This is a genomic window from Sphingobacterium sp., from assembly GCF_039596235.1.
Classification (GTDB): domain Bacteria; phylum Bacteroidota; class Bacteroidia; order Sphingobacteriales; family Sphingobacteriaceae; genus Sphingobacterium.
Window position 1 is genome coordinate 169,129 of the sequence record NZ_JBCNKE010000005.1, and the last position, 19,478, is coordinate 188,606.

The 19,478-nt window shown below is 41.6% G+C and carries 11 protein-coding genes and 1 tRNA gene; 3 read left to right on the forward strand and 9 right to left on the reverse strand.

The features are described from left to right. Positions 1-97: 97 nt before the first annotated feature. On the reverse strand, positions 98-2,614 hold the full coding sequence (locus ABDW32_RS12685; protein ID WP_343562911.1) for a family 20 glycosylhydrolase: 2,517 nt from the start codon (positions 2,612-2,614) through the stop codon (positions 98-100). 140 nt (positions 2,615-2,754) lie between these two features. On the opposite strand from ABDW32_RS12685, the gene ABDW32_RS12690 reads away from it, so the two are divergent. The 3 genes from ABDW32_RS12690 to ABDW32_RS12700 all read left to right on the forward strand — a co-directional run bounded on the left by ABDW32_RS12690 (position 2,755) and on the right by ABDW32_RS12700 (position 5,979). Continuing rightward, positions 2,755-2,826 (forward strand) — tRNA-Glu (locus ABDW32_RS12690). 422 nt (positions 2,827-3,248) lie between these two features. Next, complete coding sequence (locus ABDW32_RS12695) at positions 3,249-4,265, forward strand: zinc-binding alcohol dehydrogenase family protein (RefSeq protein WP_343562912.1); 1,017 nt, start codon at positions 3,249-3,251, stop codon at positions 4,263-4,265. A 271-nt stretch (positions 4,266-4,536) separates the two neighbouring features. After that, positions 4,537-5,979, forward strand: coding sequence for a tagaturonate reductase (locus ABDW32_RS12700; protein WP_343562914.1), 1,443 nt, complete (start codon positions 4,537-4,539; stop codon positions 5,977-5,979). A 155-nt stretch (positions 5,980-6,134) separates the two neighbouring features. Here the strand turns inward: ABDW32_RS12700 and ABDW32_RS12705 are convergent, their stop codons facing one another. The 8 genes from ABDW32_RS12705 to prfB all read right to left on the reverse strand — a co-directional run bounded on the left by ABDW32_RS12705 (position 6,135) and on the right by prfB (position 19,392). Beyond that, a complete protein-coding gene (locus ABDW32_RS12705) occupies positions 6,135-8,513 on the reverse strand; it encodes a PQQ-binding-like beta-propeller repeat protein (protein ID WP_343562916.1) in 2,379 nt (792 codons plus the stop codon). A gap of 118 nt (positions 8,514-8,631) precedes the next feature. Further along, entirely contained in the window at positions 8,632-10,431 is a 1,800-nt protein-coding gene (locus ABDW32_RS12710) for a RagB/SusD family nutrient uptake outer membrane protein (protein WP_343562918.1), read from the reverse strand. Positions 10,432-10,448: 17 nt separating this feature from the next. Further along, positions 10,449-13,862 (reverse strand): TonB-dependent receptor, encoded by a 3,414-nt coding sequence (locus ABDW32_RS12715; protein WP_343562920.1) that lies wholly within the window; start codon positions 13,860-13,862, stop codon positions 10,449-10,451. Positions 13,863-14,100: 238 nt separating this feature from the next. After that, positions 14,101-15,216 carry a FecR domain-containing protein gene (locus tag ABDW32_RS12720; protein WP_343562922.1) on the reverse strand — a complete coding sequence of 372 codons (1,116 nt, stop codon included), beginning with the start codon at positions 15,214-15,216 and terminating at the stop codon, positions 14,101-14,103. Between the two features lie 97 nt (positions 15,217-15,313). Continuing rightward, positions 15,314-15,856, reverse strand: a complete 543-nt coding sequence (locus ABDW32_RS12725) for a sigma-70 family RNA polymerase sigma factor (protein ID WP_343562924.1) — start codon at positions 15,854-15,856, stop codon at positions 15,314-15,316. A 211-nt stretch (positions 15,857-16,067) separates the two neighbouring features. Then, positions 16,068-16,427: a UDP binding domain-containing protein gene (locus ABDW32_RS12730; RefSeq protein WP_343562926.1), complete on the reverse strand. Its 360-nt coding sequence runs from the start codon at positions 16,425-16,427 to the stop codon at positions 16,068-16,070. 27 nt (positions 16,428-16,454) lie between these two features. Continuing rightward, positions 16,455-17,900, reverse strand: a complete 1,446-nt coding sequence (locus ABDW32_RS12735; RefSeq protein ID WP_343562928.1) for a glycosyltransferase — start codon at positions 17,898-17,900, stop codon at positions 16,455-16,457. 408 nt (positions 17,901-18,308) lie between these two features. Continuing rightward, positions 18,309-19,392, reverse strand: a protein-coding gene (prfB, locus tag ABDW32_RS12740) for a peptide chain release factor 2 (RefSeq protein ID WP_343562930.1) whose coding sequence is annotated in 2 segments (ribosomal slippage) — positions 18,309-19,331 and positions 19,333-19,392 — 1,083 coding nt in all. Because the reading frame shifts where the segments join, the coding sequence is not laid out codon by codon here. Between the last annotated feature and the right edge of the window lie 86 nt (positions 19,393-19,478).

Below are 19,478 nucleotides of genomic sequence, written 5' to 3' on the forward strand. Positions count from 1 at the left end.
TTTTCTATTTTAGAACTGCAATCGGCCTATGCTATTTCGCTGGCGACCTTAAGCAGCTTGGATATCATTATTTTATTGTCATAATCCAATTTAGTTTTTAATATGCAATAACCTCTCCGGATCTACCTTTGGCATCAAAGACTTTGAATAGATATTTCTTACCTGCTTGATAAGGAATTGCGCCATTTACTTCTTTTGATTTCAACGTCGGTGTGCTTCCATTGTCCGTATAATATACTTTGAACCCTGGATAATCGGTGTTGATAAGGAGCTGGTTGCCCGCTTGTTTAATTCCAAGCTTCGGAAGGCGATAGGTATAACCACCGTCAATAATATCGAGTTTCTTCAATTCATCTTCGCCTAATTTTTTAATAAAGGCTGTGTACGATTTACGATAGCTTGCTTCATTATACGAGTTCCCCTTTTCCCAGTCTTGTTCTTGCGCCCAGGCACGATCGGCAATGGCGATTAACCGCGGGAATATCATCTCTTCAAGACGTTGATCGGTCGATACTTTTTCCGCCCATAGTGCACCCTTGATGCCGAGTAGGTTTTTCTTTCCTTCAGCAGTGAGCTGCTCTTTGTTGGTATACGCTTCTTTTACGAGATCTTTTCCCGTGTCATCTTTACGAAGGTTGATAAAGAAGTTTTCCGGAGAGAAAGAGTAGGTCCTGTTCAGGTTTACAGTACCGACCCAGCTATGGCCCGGATCTGCAAAGTCGCGGTCCCATGACATATCCAGGTAGTTATTTGCTGCGCTGGTATAGACAACTTTATAGCCTACATTTGCTAAGCGGTAAGCGAGATCTTCCTGTCCCTGTCCAGGAAGGTTATTCCATACATTGAGATGGATGCCAGCTTTGCCCAATTCCGCGTTAACTTCCATTCCTTTCCCTTTATTACGCATGCCCATCTCTTCCCAACCCGACATCGTCAAACCCTTATCCTGAACAAGTTTGTTGATTTTGGCGATATATATCGGCCATACATCAAGTACATTGCTGATATTATTTTCCTTCATGAAAGCAAGGATCTTTGGCGATTTTTCCCAAACACCACTCGGCGTTTCATCACCGCCCAAATCGATAATTTTCAACGGCACTCCAGCTTTATCGTGAATCGCTTTGATTTCATCGACCACCTTGCTCAGAAAATGGTAGGTCGAAGGGAGAGCAGGGTTCATTACATTGTCGTTCCAGTTCTGTGCAGAGTTATAGACCGATTTGTCATCCGCATCATCCAATAGAAATTCCTCCGCTTTTTGTTTATCGCCAGCCTTGGTGAAATGTGCAAATCGTGCACGCATTGCTTTGATCGCAGCACGGGCGTGCCCTGGTGTTTCAACTTCAGGAATTACGTCAATATGTCTTGCTTTAGCATATTGTAGGATTTCGATATAGTCAGCTACGGTGTAGAATTGATTTGCTTTTGCAGTTGCACCAGATCCGTAAGCTGGCTGAATTCCTTTACCGTCTTCAAAACTTGCTGTGCGGTTAGCGCCCACAGCAGTAAGTTCTGGTAAGGATGGAATCTCTAATCGCCAACCTTCATCGTCAATAAAGTGGAAATGGAACTTATTTAATTTGTAGGCAGCCATCAGATCCAAGATCCGTAACACTTCTGCTTTGCTATGGAAATTGCGGGCTGCATCTAACATAAATCCACGGTAGCCATAACGCGGACTATCTGCTATTTTTGCGTAAGGTAAGGCTATTGATTTTGCGGTTTTATTCCATTGTTGATGATTAATCAAGGATTTCAGCGATTGTATGGCATAAAAAGCGCCGGCCTTATCTGCAGCTTCGATCCGGATACCTTTTGCATCGATATTTATTCGATAAGATTCAGGTTTAAGATCATTTACTTTGACAACGGAAACACCACCCTGTTTTTCGGAGCTAGTTGACAGCTTAATCCCGGTGTATTTGTTCAAGAAGTCTGTCAGAAAGCCCCCTTCGGAAGCAAATTCATCAGCGATGTATACTTTTGTGCCTGTTGTTATATTGAATTTTGCAGTATTGTTGATACTGATGCTGCTAGGTAGGGGGATAATGGCCTGAGCGTCTATACCATCGGTAAGTTTATTTTGATCATATTTATAAGACCAAAACTCTGCTTTTTCAGTATCGGATTGAGGAGCTGTTTTTACAGCGGTATAGTTGCGAACATCTGTCGAAACCCCAGTTTTGCTATTTTTTATGTATAAACCGATTGGTCCATCGGTATAGTTGACTAGGCCTGTCGTAATAAAATCAATATGGATTGTATCCTGTGCTTTTAGCAAAAAATTGTTTTTATTAAAGCTCACCTGAAATAGATCGCCATTCCTGTGGTCAATGGCAAATCTTTTATCTACTTTATTGGGATCGATAGACCGGATAAAGTTAAACCATAGACTCCAATCATTAAGCTGTATGGCACTTTTGCCCTTGTTTTTCAGAATAATTGTTGAGATAGGGTTTTTCCGGATGTTCTGACCTTCCTTTACCTGCCAGGTGACTTGCAGCTGATCTGCAATTGAGCTCGATTTTTGAGCGTATGCAGCCTGGCTAAAAAATGCCATGCCAAGGCCGGCATAGAGCAAATGGTTTTTGATTTTTTTAAAATTAGTCATGTTGGTTACTTTTTCAATGAGTCTAAATATAGCTATTTTAGAGGGCTTTGCGACCTGTTTTAAAAAAAATGAATAAAATTTCCATAAAAATTTGGTGAAGTTTAGAAAGCTTTCTATATTTGCACACCGAAACAGAAAACGGCCCGTTCGTCTAGGGGTTAGGACGCAAGATTTTCATTCTTGAAACAGGGGTTCGATTCCCCTACGGGCTACAGGGTAGGCAAATCAAGTTTTTACTTGATTTGCTTTTTTTTGTCCTCTTCCGCTACTTTGTCCGCTTATTCAGATCAAACTCTCCTCTTTTCTTATTCCCCCCATTTTTCAAAAATGAATTAAAATATTGGAAATCGATTTCAAAAAATTACTTTTGTTCTGAATAACTGAATATTAAGGGCAAACGAATCTTACTCCAGCGGCAGTGTGTGCAACATTTGGGATAGCAGCTTCGAGAATAAGAGTATTGCTTTAAGCGCGAGTCCGCTCGAGCATATTGAATAGAATATTGGTTTGACACATACCACATACCTAAAAGTTTTTGGCATCATCTATATCAGGGAAATTTGATTAGCGAGGAAGGTTTAAATAGAACATTTGGCTTTTAGTATATGAATAAGTGTCGCTAAGACAATAAATTATGAAGACTCTAATCTGTACAGGACCACAAAAACTAGAATACAAAGACGGCACCATGCCAAAAGCCAAAGCTGGTTTTGCAATTATAAAAATACATCGCATCGGGGTTTGCGGTACCGATTTACATGCATTTGAAGGAACGCAACCCTTTTTTACTTATCCCCGCATTTTGGGACACGAGATTTCTGGTGAACTGATCGATACTGGTGGTAATCAGGACTTTGAAGTGGGGGAGTCTGTGACATTTATCCCTTACATCAATTGCGAAAATTGCATTGCCTGCTTAAGTAAAAAGCCTAATTGTTGCGTAAATATAAAAGTCTGCGGAGTGCATACAGATGGAGGAATGGCGGAGTTTATACAGATTCCTGCACGTTTGTTGGTAAAGGGATGTGGCTTGAGTTTTGATGAACTGGCTTTGATAGAGCCTTTGGCTATAGGTGCCCATAGCCTGCGTAGAGCCCAGATACAACCCGGTGAGTTCGTCCTTGTGGTCGGAGCGGGTCCAATAGGACTTGGTATTATAGAACTCGCCAGAATTGCTGGCGCTCAAGTAATTGCCTTGGACATCAACAACAACCGTTTAAACTTCTGTAGTGAAAAATTAAATCTAAGACACATCATAAATGCAGGCAATGAAAATGTAGCCGATCGATTAGCTGAAATTACTGCTGGTGATATGCCTACAGTGGTTATAGATGCTACAGGTAACCAAAAAGCAATTAATAATTCTTTTTATTACATGGCACATGGCGGCAGATATGTATTGGTTGGCTTACAAAAAGGTGAATTGATGGTGAGTCATCCGGAATTCCATAAACGCGAAGGTACGCTCATGAGCAGTCGAAATGCAACTATCGAAGATTTTGATCACGTAATAAACTGTATGAAAAAGCGATTGATCAACCCCGAATATTATATTACACACCGGGTATTTTTTGATGAAGTACAAACTGAGTTTAAAAGTTGGCTTGATCCATCATCATCGGTAATAAAAGCGATGATATCCATCCGCTGATATAAGTTAATCACAATTTAGGCCTCATAATATACTTCATAGTATACATTAAAGCTTCTTATCTCAATTAATATGCTATTGAAAACCTCGAGTAGCCGAAAGAGATTATCCGTACGATCAAAGTAAAGAGTTTTGATGAAAACAGCGGGATAACTGTGCGCAATCATGACATTCAAAATAGCGTATACAATTTGGATAATAACCATTTTGGTGAGGGCCAAGTATCAGGTAAAAAGAAAACAAAAGCTTTTGGTATTAAAGAAATAGTACGATGAATTTAGATAAACAACATTTGGCGGGTATTAACAATCAGGAAATTGAAGTTCCCATGGAGGCAATATTTAATATGCCGGAACGGGTCATCCAATTTGGAACAGGAGCACTTTTACGTGGTCTGCCCGATGATTATATCCATCAGGCCAATCAAAAGGGAATATTTAATGGCCGCATAGTTGTTGTCAAATCAACACGCACTGGAAATACAACTGCATTTGACAATCAGAATGGACTCTATACTTTGATTACGAGGGGGATGGAGAGAGGAAAGATTAAAGAGTTGAAATGCATTAATGCTTCCATCTCCAGGGTGTTGTCTGCCCATGATTCGTGGGAAGAAATACTAAAAACAGCGACTTCTCCTTTGATCAGCATTCTGATTTCAAATACAACTGAAGCTGGACTGTTGGAGTTGGGCGGAGCTATTGATGACAGTCCCCCGACAAGCTTTGCGGCAAAGGTAACAGCTTATTTATATCATCGATTTTCCCATTTTAATGGCGATAACGCTAAAGGTCTTGTCATCATTCCTACGGAGTTAGTTTCAGATAATGCGAAGGTACTTAAGCATAACATCGTCTGGATTGCGGAACAGCAAAAATTAAGCAAGGATTTTATTGATTGGATTGACAAGGCCAATTACTTTTGCAACTCACTGGTAGATCGTATTGTTCCCGGTAAGGTATCCGAAGAGGTCCTTTCCTATACAGATCAACTTGCAATTATGGCCGAACCGTATAAGTTATGGGCTATTGAATCAGATAATCAGCATGTTAAGAATATTTTGAGTTTTGCATTGGTTGACAGCACTGTGAAGATAGTTCCCAGCATAGCGCAATATAGCGAATTGAAACTGCGTCTGCTTAATGCTCCGCATATTTTATGTTGTGGTATTGCGCTCTTGTCCAATACAGAATTTGTTAAGGACTTCTTTAATAATGAGATCTTAGACCGTTATATTCAATATTTACTTTTTAAAGAGATAAGTCCAATAGTTGAGCAATCGGGTATCAGTCATGAACTTATTCAACCATTTGGTGAGGCAGTTATTGATCGTTTTAAGAACCCATTTTTATTTCACAAATGGCAGTCCATCGCATTTCAGTATACGGCCAAACTTAACATGCGGGTGTGTCCTTTAATTGAACAATGGTATAGCAAACAATCTGAACCACCGGTTGGTATTGCTATTGGCCTAGCTGCATACATACTTGTCATACGCCATCAAACCACAACAGAACCTTCATTTCAAGATGACGCTACTTTAATAATATCAAGACACCAGGAGTACCCCAATTTAACAACGAGAATATTATCCGATCCTGAGATATGGGATAAACCACTTCATAATTATCCAGGTCTCATTTCTTTAGTTCATACAATAGTTAATCATATAGAGCGGCAAGGTATATTGGCAACCATAAATCATTTTTTATAGACTAATCAACAGTGTTATTTTATTTCAGGATAGGTTACAGATTATTTGATCAATTTTTCATAGATATTGCGGATGGTCGTTTAATTGACAAATAAACAAGACTCCCGAATTTAGGCGTTTCCCCGATTCGAGAGTCTTGCAGACGCTATTGTCTATTATAGTTTAAAGCAGGACACATTTCCTACAAAATCAGCCGTATAAATAAAGTCGCCATCTGCTGTGATTTCCGAAAAAATAGGAGCACCCAGATTAAATTTGGAAAGTAGCTTTCCTTGTTTATTAAGCACATAGATGTAACCGTCCGAAGCACCAAAAAACAGCTTTCCTTTTACTTCAGTTACAGAGGATTCTACGGTTCCGACCGGTTTATGTTGATCGGGGCTGCTGTAAGGGGAGGTATAGACAAGAGCCTCTCCGGTGACAAAATGCCATTTTTCCGTTAAGGTCTGAAGGTCGTATGCCTTGATGCCATTTGTGGATGTTGGCATGACCAACAGGTCCTCGACTATGCCCGGAGAAGCCATGACTTTAAAGTCATCGGTTTTGATGCTCTTTTGTGCGACTTCACCGGTCTTTAAATTTAGCTTAAATAGTCCATTGAGGCCTGTTGTATAGAGGTAGCCGTCTTTTGCCGTGACACCCCCGCTTCGAAAGCGGAGACCATCTTCTTGGCGTTTCCAAAGAAGCTTTCCTGTCCCCGTATCGTATGCACAGAGGGCATTCCAGTTGTAGCCCGCTAATAAGGTTTGATCCACTACTGATAGCTCTGCAGGGGTTGCTTCGCCGCCCGAGGGATCTACGCCTTCCCAAAGTACTTTTCCCGTTTTGATGTCAATCGCTGACATGCGCTTGCCAAGTCCGGAATAATAAACCCCTTGCTCAAGTGCTGGACCTGACACAAATGTAGGGAGGGCTGGGTTGGATGGCTTTTTAGTCCAGCGTATTTTGCCTGTATTCGCATCGATGGCATATACATTGGTTTCGACATCGCTTGCAAGCAATATTCCGTCACTGTAGCGCAGTTTATGTTTGATGGAATTGACTGTAGGCAATGACCATAGCATTTTACCCGTGCGTTTATCCAACGCCGTAATAGCATGGTTAGTTCCGGTACCATCGTCCATAGTCGCAACAAAAAGTTTATCCCCAACGATTAATGGACTGGTTTTCCAGATATTTCCTTTTACAGCAGTAGACCATTGTAATTTCATGTCGTTTTCTGCGCGGTCCACCAAATTAAAAGACTGTCTTTTTAATGCTTGTTCACCATTTTCATACTGGATGGTAATAAGGGCATCGTATTGTCCTTTTTGTTTTCCGAATGGTATGTTTGCTTGCCACAACCAATCGCCGGACGGAGACAGCTGAACACTGCTCAGACGTTTGCCGCTTTCATGGGCATAGATTTCCATGGCCACGCTTTGTATTTTTCGTTCACTGTCGTAAGCACTGACGACGACAGGCAATGCTTCTTTTGAGGTCACTTGTTGATCAGCGGTTGGCTGTACCAGTTGGACGTGATCGCGTAGGTTGGTATAAACGGGCTGAATACCTTTGATCCCTTGTTTGTCGATGTCAACGACGACAAACTGTGCGGCCGAATTGTCAATACCTCCTTTATTTGGCGCGTTTGAACAGACAACATAAACGCCTTTTTGTTTAAAGACAAAATTGTTGTGCCAATGGCCATAAAACCAGGCCTTGAGGTTATATTGCGTTAGGTCGATCTGTTCTTTTTCCCCTTTTAGGATAAAGTCAGGCCCGGCAAAAAAATCGTGATTGATAAAGATCAAAGGTTTTGACTTGTCCATCGCAGCAAGGTCTTTCTTGAGCCAGGAGATGATCTGATCGGCGGTGTAACTAGGTTTGTAGTCTCCATTCGGCATGGGTGTTACGACAAAATGGGCCGGGCCAGCATCAAAAGAGTAATAGGTCGGACCAAAGAGGTCTTCAAATAGTTTCTCCCCATATTCTCCTTTTACAAGATCATGGTTACCCACAGTATAGTATGTAGGCCTGCCCATAAGTTCGGAGTTTACCTGCTTGGCATGAAAAAGCATGCCCGGTTCGTAACAGATATCGCCAGTATGCATAATCAGGCTCGCCTTTTGCTGATGGGCATAATTTCTGACGTTATCTATCCATGGACCATAGAGTGGAGTTTCAGTATCCGTAATTTGGATGAAACGCAAAAAATCAGCTTGCTGTACCGTGTCTTTGGTTAAGGCGAAATCTAAATTTTTAACTTCGCCACGCAGTGGGATATAGTGCGTTTTTGTTGCTTTATATCCGCTCGGAATGGTAACCGACAGAAAGCGGGCCTTTGGATTGTGCGGCAGGGTGTATGTTCCGGTGTTATCTGTTTTTACAACATCATAACCATCGGAGACAACAATGTCAGCAAGTTGTTTTTCGTTCTGTTCGAACTGATTGTTCGCATTTTGATCTTCAAAAACTCGTCCCGTCCGTTGTTGTGCCAATAAGGGCGAGATCGGAAGTAAAAGGCATGTGATTAGTTTCGTTAATTTCATCATAGTTTTATAAAGTAGAGCCAGCTGCTCCCAAGGGAGAGCTGGCTCGTTTGCTGTTTTCACTGCTTATTAAGCATATTCATGACCTGGGTTATTAGCCGACGTGATGAATGTTGCTTTTTTACAGGTCAAATTCTTCCCAACCTTTCGGCTGTTTCAGCTTATTGTTGAGAACAGTTTGCTCAATCGGTATAGGGAAGTAATAATATCTTTGCTCATTAAAACTCCTTGGACGGGTTGTTTTGTCATCGATGAACATTATTCTTCCTGAATTGTCGTTTTCCAGATAAAATATGCCATCATTGACATAGAATTTAGGGATCTTTTTAAGATCGTCTTCAGGAATACCGGCTATCGGACTGTTATCCCCTTTTTTTAGAATGATAATATCCCCAACAGCATCGCCGCTGACATCAATTAGTCCCAGCTTAGGAATATACATGCCGCTTGGAGCCTTGGCGAGTATATTGCCGGCTTTCCAACGGTAAAGATCATCAAAACGGAATCCTTCACAAGCGAGTTCTACACGGCGTTCGCGACGGATTTCGAGCATGACTCCCTTATTGGCCCCTGTTACTAAAGGGTATTGATTTGCAAGATAAGCATCTGGCGTTGCGTTAGCGGCTGCGAGATTTAATGCAGGCATTCCTACACGTGCGCGAATCTTGTTTACAGTAGCATCAATATCAGTTTGCGTCAATTTTCCCAATTCCGCTTTTGCCTCGGCATTGATGAGTAAGACTTCCGCATAACGCATAATAGGTAAATCGGTATAATTCAGTTCCCATCCACCCCGTAGAGCGGGGTCACGCGGATAGAATTTGACCTGAAGCAATCCCCCAAAATCCGGACGTGTTATATACGGCGTCCCAGCGGCATTGTTACTGAATCCCGCAGGCATAATTGTTTCGGCGAGACGGGGATCACGGTCTTTAAATAGATCCACAAAGGCTTTCTTTTTGTAATCCGCTTTGGATGTAAATGTTGTTCCGTCTTTCATCAGGAACTCATCGGCCAATTCGGCACTCAATGCCCATTGCCAATCCAATACCGTGTGCGTATTGTTGGCAACCCCTAAATCGCGGCCGTTTTTCTGTACGAAAATGACCTCTTTGTTACCAGCAAGTGTATTGCTTGAAAACAGTGCACGATAGTCCGCAGCAGAGCTGCCTGATATGGAGAACCCACCGTTATTGATGATTTCCTGCGAGGCAGATGCAGCTCTTTCCAAAAATGTTGCTGCCGTGTTCTGTAGATTTAATTCGGTGTGGTATTTACGGAAGGTACCTTCGTGAAGGGCTACCCGGGACAATAATGTCAAAGCACTCCATTTGGTAAAATAACTATTATCTCCACCCGGGCGGACATTTGCTGCCGCAAATTCGAGATCCTTCATGAGTGAGTCAACAACTGCAGTCCGGGGATCTTTTGCCTTGTAAAGATCTTCGGATGATGTACCCATTACATGGGAGTACCAAGGGACATCACCATATTTCTTCACCATTTTAAAGTAGAAGTTTGCGCGAAGTAAACGGGCAATACCAATATAATGGTTAATAACAGCTTGGTCTCCTGTGACCCTACCCACGTTGTCCAGCATATAATTGACGTCACGTAAGGGAGCCCATGCATCCTTATCCCATCCTTTTACTGTGGAAGGGTTTAGTGTACCAGCCAACAAAGTTCTAACTTCGGCGTTTTGATCGTTGTTGCTTAAAGCAATATTATCCGAATAAAGATCTGTATATTGGGCTCGCATTTGCTTATAAAGGCCATTTGTATAAATTGCCAGATCTTCGGTTGTATTAAAAAAGACCTCTTTGGTTATCGCCGATCCCGAAGTGCGATCCAGAAAATCTTTTTTACAGGATGTCCCCAGTGCGATAAGGGAGGCCAGTGCGATATAATTGAAACGTTTCATTTTTTTTGATTTAGAGATTAAAGATTTACATTCAGACCAAATGTATACGTCCGCTGGAATGGATATGCCGCTTGCGCTCTATTACCTGATCCTATCGATTCCGGATCCAATTTCACCTTGATATGAGAGATCTCAAAAACGTTTTCTGCACTGAAGAAGAAACGTACTTTTCGCAATTTGATACGTTGTAACACAGATTCTGGTAGCGTATAGCCAAGAGTAAGGTTCTTTACGCGCATATAAGCACCATTCTGCATATAACGTTTGTTTGGAATACCAAGCTGTTGATAATTATCTTCAGCAGAGTAAGCACGGACAGCAGGGAAGTAGCCAATTTCGTCTTTAGATTTCCAATGGTCCCCGTTTTGTACCGTTGGATTTGTCCAAGGTTGAGCATAGACACCCCAGAAGTAGATATTGGAAGCTCCGGGATACCAGTCACGCTTACCTATACCCTGTAAGAATACGCGTAAATCAAAGCCTTTCCATCCTGTGGAGAGATCTAAACTATAAGGTAGTCTTGCACTATTATTGCCAACAATATGCATGTCTCCGGCGTCATCCACCGTCTTTTTGCCCATATCCACTTTGCCATCTCCATTTAGGTCAGCAAAGACAGGGTCACCGGCATAGAACTTATAAGATTGATCATCTGTTCCCATTGCAGACTGTTTGGATGCAGCTGCGGCAGCATCATCTTCAAAAAATCCGATGATATCCGCACCCCAGATTTCACCTATTTCCTTTCCTACATAATGCCTGTCCCATTGATCGCCTAAGGATTTTGTCGGATTATCAAAACGCGTGATCCATGAACGGCTATCTGCCAGTGTAAAGGCGACATTATACCAGAATGGTGAGCCGTTTACTTCCTTGCTGTCACGCCAGCTTAAACGCAACTCCCAGCCTTTTGTTTTTAAGTCACCGGCATTTTGTACGGGAATCTTTGTGCCAAAAGGCCCAGGCAATTCTTTGCCCGGTACCAACATATCTTTGGTATAACGGGTATATTTATCGAAGTTAACGCCGAGTTTGTTATTGAAAAAACCCATATCAATACCCCCATTAATCGTTTGGATTGTTTCCCAGGTGAAATTATCGGAAACAGCCCGCGGAGCATAGACAGCTGGTGGTTTACCTGTGCCTAGAATGTAATCAGCCAATTTATTGTCCATAATTGGCATATATGGATAGGCATCATAATAAGGGAAATCAGAATCATATCTGAACAATTGGTTGCCCAGTGATCCATAAGACCCCCTGATTTTTAGGAAATCCATTGCCAGCGCATTTTTCACCGGTTCGAAAAAATTCTCCTTGGAGATTACCCAACCCGCAGAGGCCGAAGGAAAGAAGCCCCATCTGTTATTTTTTGGAAAACGGGACGAACCATCAAAGCGACCATTGAATTCCGCCAGATATTTATCTTTATAACTATAGCTGAGGCGGGCAAATATACCTTGTACTGCCCAGTCTTTAATACGTTCATCTTTTGAGATATTTCCCGTTGCACTTCCGATGGAAGGCACCGTTGTGGAGATGAGATTTAACGCCTGTATGTAATTGTAGTTGTTGTAGTTGTATTCCTGGTTATAACCTGCAAGTGCCTGCAAATAATGGTCTCCAAAATTTTTATGAAAATCAGTGTAGATATTATAAACATTATATCGGGTGAGATCATTCTCATTTCTTGCATAGGTATTCGAAAATGTTGGCGTTAGAATAGCCTCTGGTCCCGTTTTATACTTCGAAGGAACATCATATGATCTTTTTAATCCGGAGCTGCGTCTGAAAGTTGCATCGGCATTTAAGTCCCAGATCCCTTTGATCAACGCGGCCTTTGCGGAGAATGTGGTTACAAATTCGTTGATACGATTATCGTTACGCCCGCCTTCTTGTAATGAACCTAATACCTGTGCACCGGCTCTTGTCCAGCTACCATCTGGATTTCGGGGTACATCGAGCGAGTTGGTTCGGTTTACTCTCCAGAAAAAGCTGTCGCCCGCATCCAAAACTACAGGGGTATCATAGTTCATGCTGGTAAGCAATGTATTATTAGATACCTGTAGCCAGTAGGTAACATCAAAATCTACCTTTCCTCTGACATTGTAACGCTTGTAAACATCATTTCCATATTTTAAAAGCCCATCTTGTCTATAGTAATCACTGGAGAGGTAATAGCCGATTTTATCCGACTTTTTGGCAATACTTAAGTTGGCATTATAGGTTGGAGCAGTTTTATTGTAGGCCTCTTTCAGCCAATCCGTGCTTCCCGTATATACCCAGTCCTGACCATTATCGGATAGTGTTACCGCAGGTAAAGAAGGGTCCAACGAACGTTTTTTTGCATATTCACGAGCAGATTCCGGATACGAGTTGTATAAAGGTTTTCCGGCTTCGTGTTTAATGGCCATTACTTCGTAAGGGTCAGTAATGAATTCAGGGAGCTTGCCTAAAGTTCTATAGCCAACATTGGTGCTGAAATTCACATCAAGCTGACCGCTCTTCGCTTTTTTTGTGGTGATTAATACCACCCCAAAACCACCGCGGGCACCATAAATAGCAGCTGAAGCAGCATCTTTCAATACAGACACGGACTCGACGTCATTTGGGTTGATACGTGCAACTTCATCCGGAGAGTAGGGGATATTGTCGACCAAAATTAACGGTGCTCCACCATTTAGACTGGTAAATCCGCGTACGTTAAATTCAGGATTTGTGGAAGCACGGCCATTGGAAGTGGTGATATTCAAGTTGGGGATCAATCCTTGTAATCCAGCACCGAGATTTGCAATCGGACGGCTTTCCAGTTGTTTTGAAGAGATCATATCCACAGCGCCCGTCAGGTTCACTTTCCGCTGCGTACCGTAGCCGACAACAACAACTTCATCCAACTGTGAGTTGCTCGCCTGGAGGGTCACATTGACTGTACGTTGACTGCCTATCTGCACACGTTCTGTGGTATATCCCATATATTGAAATATCAATACAGCGTTTTCCGGTACACGGAGTTTAAACTGACCATTGGCATCGGTTTTCGTCGAAAGCGTAGTATGTCCCTCAACAGATACGGTAACACCGGCGAGGGCAGATTCTGCACTACGTACAGTCCCTGTTATTTCGATATCTGTGCGTTGTTTTTCTGAAATGACGATCGTATTATTCAGAATCTGATACGTCAGGTTCTGACCTTTAAGAACCTTGGATAGGGCCTGTTGTATAGGGCCGTGATCCATTTGGATACTTACAGGCTGCAAACTGTTCAATAGTTTTTCATCATAGAAAAAGCGGAGGTCGGTTTGTTTTGAAATTTCTTGCAAAACTTTTTCTATCCGTACTTTTTTCAAAGAAAGATTGACAGTCTGTGCTGTTCCCGAAGCATGGGCTCCAAGTGCGAGGGAAAGCAAAGAAAGGGTGCTTAACTTTATCATACATAAAGTTTTAAAGGCTGGAGGGATACGGAATCCCCGATCTTTCTCCTGCCTTTTTAATGGAGAAAAAAAATTCATAAATTAGAATGATTTTTAAGGTTTTAAAATTTCTGTTGGTAATCAGTAAAATAAGCCTTGAATTTAACCGGGGATGCGTCAACATCCCCTTTTTTGTTAACCACAAGGCGCTAAAGTTGATGTCTATACCATAGGCCGTCTAATATTTGGGTAATTAATCTCATTGTATTATAACCTTTCGTCCGATAATGTCAAATTTGCGCCCCGTGGCAAGAGCCAGGATCTGCAATACCTCTGAAAGTCTACTATTTCTGCTGATAGAGCCTTTGTAAGTCGAATTTGTCCCGATTGTTTCCATATTTTCAAATTCAACATTATACCATCGGGCGATCTGAAGAGAAATATCGCTAAAATTGCTGCCATCGAAATAAAATTCATCCCGTTGCCAGGCTGTATTTTTAGCCAGGTCTGTGGTGGTGACTTTGATATCGTTTGTCAGCGATGTGGTTGCCTGTTGACCGGGCTTGATAATAGTTTGCTTACCTCCCTTCAGGACTTTCACGCTACCCTCCACTAATGATGTAGCGACCTCGTCATGATAGGCATTGACATTAAATGTTGTACCAAGGACTTCAATTGTCGTTCCATTGGCATTGATCCGGAACGGTCTGTTTGCATCTTTTGCTACCTCAAAATAAGCTTCTCCCGATAAAGCGACTTGACGTTGATCGGACTCGAAATGTCTGGGATATGATAATTTTGTGGATGCATTCAACCATACTTTTGTGCCATCTTCAAGAATAATCGTGTAGGAGCCGGCTTTAGGAACATCAACAAGAAAATTCTTTCCTTGTTGATCGGATGATTGCTCAAGCCGCTGAACAAATGGATCGGCTAGTGGCTGCTCTTCCCCTTTTGGTGTTATGATTTTGGCATAGTGTCCTCCCGGAAGGATATCGTTGTGAAAGGTCTTGTCATGTGAAGGCACCTCCGCGGCCAGTTCCTGCAGCCTGTGATCCGAGGGGGACAAGCTGTTATACATCCACAGACCAAAGCCTGAAACGGCCACCAGCATTGCTGCGACCATCCATTTGGAACGAAACCAGGTTAGTCGTCTGACTGTAGGAGTGGTTTCATTAAATAGCTGTTCCTCGAGCTTTGTATTGATACGTGATGCTAACCCTGCGCGGTATTCCTTCGTTAACGGATCCCCCTCAGGCTGATCTTGCACATAAAACCAGCGGAGAACCTGTTGTTCTTCCTCTGGCGTACACTGACCTTCCAGGTATTTTTTGAGCAACGCTTTAGCTTGATCTGACGATTCTTGTTCCTTCATACAGACCTATAATCTGTGTAAGGGAATAATAGTACCGAAGAAAATGATAGAAATAACTTAAGTCGCTGTAAATTAGCTGGATATTTTTTTTGATTCGTTATTTGAAACGAAGCCTAAGCCATCCGAGGGCTAACGAAATATTGTTTTTGACGGTTTGCTCGGAGAGGGCTAGTTCCGATGCAATATCTTTGATGGACATCGATTCCTTTCGGCTGAGAGAAAATGCCGATTTCATTGTTGTTGGCATTTTTTCTATTTCTGTATCGATCAATTGAGCTAATTCTTTTGCCAGGAGCTCCTCTTCGGATGTTGGCGATGTCGATTCCTCTTGGAAATTTGCCAATAGTTTTTCGGCATGGACAATTTTCTTCTGTTCATTTATTGTCCAGTCGATAATCTTGTACTTAGCGGTTTGAAATAGGTACGGATATAATGAGTATTCTAAAGTGATATGAAGACGCTGATTCCACAGTGCAACAAATACTTCCTGCAAAATATCTTCACTGTCTTCAATACAGGAAACACGGCGTTGAATAAAACGGAAAAGTATGTCTGAATAGCGATTGACTAATTCAGAAAAAGCATAACGGTCATCCGCTTGAATTCTGATGAATAGCTCGGTGTCGTCTAACTGTTCCATAGGTACCGCAATTTGTGCTAAATATCTCTTAGTTTAATGAGGTCAAATTTATAATTGTGGTGTTAAGTTAATATTAAAAACAAAAGATTTGATGCTATTTTTTAAAACAAACGATTGCATAACCTACATTTATAACAAAAACAGTCCGTTTTCTCTTCACGTGAAAAGAAAACGGACTGTTTAGGAGAATGTTGTCAATAAAAATAGGAGGCTACAAGCGAGCGTCAACCAATTTTCGATCCAGTATTCCTTTGATATCGAATACAACGGATGGATTCTTTTTTAAATTTTCGAGGTCAAGCTGTAAAAATTCCCGATGCCCGACTGCAAGAATAATACTATCATAATTGCCAGACTGCGGTAGTGTTTTTAATAATTCCAGACCAAAATGTTTTTTTAATTCATCGGGATTTACCCAGGGGTCGTAAATATCAACCTCCAAACCAAATTCTTTCAAATCCTGAATCATGTCAACCACCTTACTATTACGGATATCAGGACAGTTTTCCTTAAAGGTTACGCCCAAAACCAAAGCTTTGGCGCCGTCAAATTTGATGTTCTTCTGAATCATCAACTTGACATGGCAGCAATCTGTTTATTAACCCCTCGTTAACCAACCTCTGCGTCCAGCAGTAGCAATTGCATATGGCGTGATCCAAAATAAACTAAATGCGTAGAATATACTGTAGCTATATGCCCAGAATGCCTCTTTTGCGTTAGAGTTTTTAGATGCAAAGAAATAAGCCTGAATACTTGAAAAAATAAGTATACCTACCAAAGTCGAACTTAAGAACATCAATGGATAGTGAAATACCGTCCAGAGCATCAATAACATCATTGGGTACGAGAGGAGTACTTTTTGCCATTGCATGATCAATAAGATACGTGCGCCCCATTTTGGTCCTTGACGGAAATTTTTAAAGGCAAACTGGCTCATCATGATATTTTCACGCACATTGCTTCGTTCCCAACGGATAAACATTTTATATAAGTTTCTATAGCGTACAGGTGTATCAGTGTATACTAACGCGTTAGATTGAAACAATACGTGATATCCCTGTTTCAAAATCATGTTGGTCATGGCACGGTCTTCACCAATATCTGACGGTTGTCCCATAAATGTTTGGTGAACCCAATCTTCAAGACAGTTCAGGACAGCTTCCCGACGATATCCGGATAATGCGCCGGGTGTACACATGACCGTACCCAACATGCTTTGAGCTGAACGTACAAATTCAAAACTGAACACGAAGCTCACATTCAACATACGTGGTATAATAGCTTTTTTATTGTTCAGTACCCGAACGTTACCCGCCACAGCGCCACATTCCTTATTGGTTACAAATGGACTGGCCATGTTGCGAATGGTATCTTTGTTGACCACAGAGTCACTATCTACAGTAATAAATACCTCACCCGTACCTAATTTAAAACCACGGTATAAGGCATGGCGCTTACCCATATTTTTGGGTTGTTGGTAGATCTCTATACGATCACCTAGCTCCATTTTAGCGCGTTGTATCCACGCGAAGGTGTTATCCTTACTTCCGTCATCAATGGCGATAATCTGAAGTTTCTTCTCCGGATAATCACTGCCCGCCAAACTATGCAGGGTATCATAAACCAATTGTCCTTCATTATAAGCCGGTACGATAATCGTACAGGTCGGCAGTTCCTCATCTGAGACCGAGGCAATCGGCTTATATTTGCGATGGAGTACAACTAAAAATAGTAAAAAGCTAATTGCGACAACCGCCAAAAATATACCCAAGCCAATTAAAAATGTTCCCCAAATACTGTCTAAACGTTGAAAACGTAAGGCGTCAAAATCTGGCTGGAGCATATATACACCAAAGACTGATGCAAATAGTGTAAAAAATGTCGCTCCAAAAATCAGGTATTCTTTTGTTCCAAAATTGCTTTCTTCAACTTTATCTACTGCCGTCTCAGATTGCTGCTGTTCTTCATTTACTTCGTACATGGCAGGTTTCCATTGTTTAGTCATCTGCGCCGATACGATTGAGTTTTCTTTCATGTAATTCATAACCGTTCTATTTTTAGATATACATTCTTCTTTATTTTGTTAGTGGACTCGAACGAGGAGTCTTTTGTAATGAAAATATTACGAATCCATAAACGCAAAATACATGCCTTTATTTTATGCCAAAAATTGAGGTTAGCAGCAATTTGTAACGTTCTTGATACAATATATTGCTTTATAATATGTTGACATTCAGTGTATTTATGTTTTGCTGGCGTTCGATTAACCAAAAAATTGTTAGGTCCCGCCGTAGGTAGACTTTTAAGATTTTTTAACGTTTTTAAGGATTTTGTTAAGAAAACTTGACAGTGCAGTGGAGAGACTGTGTCCGAAAAAAGGCAGTGGTTTGCAAAAAAAAAAGGGGATCAGACCTAACTGATGCCCCCTTCAATGCTATGGTTTCGCGATCCGTTAACCGCCAAATTCCATTAAATAGTTTTTTAAGAAATCATTGAGGTCTCCATCCAACACGGCTTGCGTATTCGATGTTTCGTAATTTGTGCGTAAATCCTTGATCAATTTGTAAGGGTGTAGGACATAGTTCCGAATTTGTGATCCCCATTCTATTTTCTTCTTATTTCCTTCAATTGCTGCAGTAGCTTCTTGCCTTTTGCGCATTTCGATCTCGTACAATTGCGATTTCAATAGGCGTAGGGCATTTTCCTTATTTTGCAATTGCGACCTTGTCTCCTGATTTTTTATAATAATACCTGTGGGTTTATGATGCAGTCGGACAGCAGTTTCTACTTTGTTTACATTTTGGCCACCAGCACCGCCCGAACGGAAAGTATCCCATTCAATTTCTGAATCTTTGACGTCTATTTCGATATTGTCATCAATCAGGGGATATACATAGACCGAAGCGAATGAGGTATGTCGTTTAGCATTGGAATCAAAAGGCGAAATGCGAACCAGTCGATGTACGCCGTTTTCACCTTTCAGGTAGCCGTAGGCAAAATCTCCCGAAAGCTGAAGCGTTACACTTTTGATTCCCGCAACGTCTCCTTCCTGAGAATCCTGTTCAGTGACTTTATATCCATTTTTCTCCCCCCACATGATGTACATGCGCATCAGCATGGCCGCCCAGTCACAGCTTTCTGTACCTCCCGCGCCCGCGGTGATCTGTAAGATCGCATCCAGCTGATCTTCCTCTGCACTGAGCATATTTTTGAATTCCAGTTCTTCGACCTGTTCCAATGCAAGTTTATACTGATCGTCCAGTTCCTTTTCACTTGCATCTCCAGACTGAAAAAACTCGTACATCACATAAGTGTCTTCGACCGCAGCGGCTACCTCATCAAAATGATCTGTCCATACTTTCTGGTTTTTGATGGCCTGCAGTATTTTTTCGGCGGCTTTGGAATCATCCCAGAAGCTCGCTTCTAAGGTAAGCGCTTGATCTCTTTCTATTTCTTCTTTGCGGACATCAATGTCAAAGATGCCTCCTCAGGGAAGTAACACGATCCCTCAAGTCTTGAATTTGTTCTTTTGTCATATCTGCTAATGTATAAATTTTTTAGTAATAAATTCGTCGTCCTGGCTAAAATTCGCTGTGGTATTTAATAAGCTTATTGATCGCTG